The organism is Acinetobacter sp. ABJ_C4_1 (assembly GCF_044538495.1).
GTDB lineage: Bacteria > Pseudomonadota > Gammaproteobacteria > Pseudomonadales > Moraxellaceae > Acinetobacter > Acinetobacter nosocomialis_A.
In genome coordinates, this window is the sequence record NZ_JBIUCQ010000029.1 from 1 (window position 1) to 2,370 (window position 2,370).

The following is a 2,370-nucleotide window of genomic DNA, read 5'->3' on the forward strand; positions in this document are numbered from 1 at the left end:
CAAACACAGGCGCATCGGCAAGTTGAATATCAACGGTATTACCACTGATAACCGTTTTAACATTCGAGTTCGAGCCAGATGCTGTCAGCCCACCTGTGATATTCAGGGTTTCACCCAATTTACGGTCAACACTGCCACTGTTACCTGCAAAGGTAATCGGTTTAACCACTTCATTGTTCAAGTTAGTTAAGGCATCACCCACATTATTGGCATTAACTGTTGTACCGTCAGTTTTAGTGGTGACATAAGTTGGTGAGCTTACTGCACCTGTAGTGCTATCATAGCTTGCACCACCGCCCAGATTATTGGCTGTGCTATTGCCCAAGGCATCAGTCTTGTTGTTGCTTGAGGTACTTAATGCATCAAGCTGGCCTTTGTTTACTGCATCGGTTGCTGCTGTACCCGCACCAACATTGGTAACTTTCTCACCATTGGCATCCAGTCCGTTCGCTGTCAGCTTCCCTGCAAACACAGGCGCATCGGCAAGTTGAATATCAACGGTATTGCCACTGATAACCGTTTTAACATTCGAGTTCGAGCCAGATGCTGTCAGGCCACCTGTGATATTCAGGGTTTCACCCAATTTACGGTCAACACTGCCGCTGTTACCCGCAAAGGTAATCGGTTTAACCACTTCATTGTTCAGGTTAGTTAAGGCATCACCGACATTGTTGGCATTAATTGTTGTACCATCAGTTTTAGTGGTGACATAAGTTGGTGAGCTTACTGCACCTGTAGTGCTGTCATAGCTTGCGCCACCACCCAGATTGTTGGCTGTGCTGTTGCCCAAGGCATCAGTCTTGTTATTGCTTGAGGTACTTAATGCATCAAGCTGGCCTTTGTTTACTGCATCAGTAGCATTGGTGCCCGCTGCTACGTTACTGATTGTGTTGCCTGCAGCATCAATACCAGTCTTGGTCACACTTGGTCCACCAGTGATGGTTAAACCATTCGTATCCAGCTTACTGTCCCCTGCCGTTACACTGTCAATATTCAGATCACGATTTAAGCCATACTGAATCGTATTGCCGGTCTTGGTCACTTTCAGGTTGGTTTCACCTGCAATCGTACCAATGTCTACCGTATCACCAGCTTTTACTGCACCCGCATTGGTACCATTACTTTGTAGTGTCCAGCCTTTGTCTAATGCAGTGATCGCATCGCCCACGTTATTCACGTTGTTGCCATTCACAGTATAGGTCGGTGAGCTTACTGCACCTGTTGTGCTGTCATAACTTGCACCACCACCCAGATTATTAGCTGTACTGTTGCCCAAGGCATCGGTCTTGTTGTTGCTTGACGTACTTAACGCATCAAGCTGGCCTTTGTTTACTGCATCGGTTGCTGCTGTACCCGCACCGACATTGGTAACTTTCTCACCATTGGCATCCAGTCCGTTCGCTGTCAGCTTCCCTGCAAACACCGGAGCATCTGCAAGTTGAATATCAACGGTATTGCCACTGATAACCGTTTTAACATTCGAGTTCGAGCCAGATGCTGTCAGGCCACCTGTGATATTCAGGGTTTCACCCAATTTACGGTCGACACTGCCGCTGTTACCCGCAAAGGTAATCGGTTTAACCACTTCATTGTTCAGGTTAGTTAAGGCATCACCGACATTGTTGGCATTAACTGTTGTACCGTCAGTTTTAGTGGTGACATAAGTTGGTGAGCTTACTGCACCTGTAGTGCTGTCATAGCTTGCACCACCACCCAGATTGTTGGCTGTGCTGTTGCCCAAGGCATCAGTCTTGTTGTTGCTTGATGTGCTTAACGCATCAAGCTGACTAACATTGACAGCATCAGTCGCATTGGTACCTGCCGCAACATTGGTAATCTTCTGGTTACCCGCATTAATACCTGCAGTGGTTACACTTGGGCCACCAGTAATAGTTAAGCCACTGTTATCAACCTTGCTATTCCCAACTGTTAAGCTACCCGCATTGGTTAATGCAATGTTGTCATTCACATTGTATTTATAGGTATTGGTTGCAGGGTCATATACTGCAGTGGTGTTGGTGCCATTGGCAAAGTTAACCGTTTCACCCAGCTTCACATTGTCAGCCGTACCACCATTCACACTAAAATTCAGGCCTTTGTCTGCTGTCGCTTGTGCTGCTGCAGCATTGGTGACTGCCGTGTTTGCCGTATTTTGAGCTGCTGCCGCATTGGTCACCGCTGTGTTTGCGGTGTTCTGAGCAGTGGTTACATTCTGGTTGGTCGCATCTAACTGGCTACCATTTACTGCATCTGTTGATGTCGCAGAAATCGTTCCAGCAGCTACATTAGTAACTTTTTGGTTGCCCGCATTAATACCTGCAGTGGTTACACTCGGACCACCGGTAATCGTTAATCCGCTGTTATCAACCT

At 47.0% G+C, this 2,370-nt stretch carries 1 protein-coding gene; it reads right to left on the bottom strand.

Translation table 11 applies throughout. From position 1 onward, the window contains the following. The coding region (locus ACIF8R_RS18335; RefSeq protein WP_396482473.1) for a beta strand repeat-containing protein at positions 1-2,370 on the bottom strand (2,370 nt) is incomplete at both ends.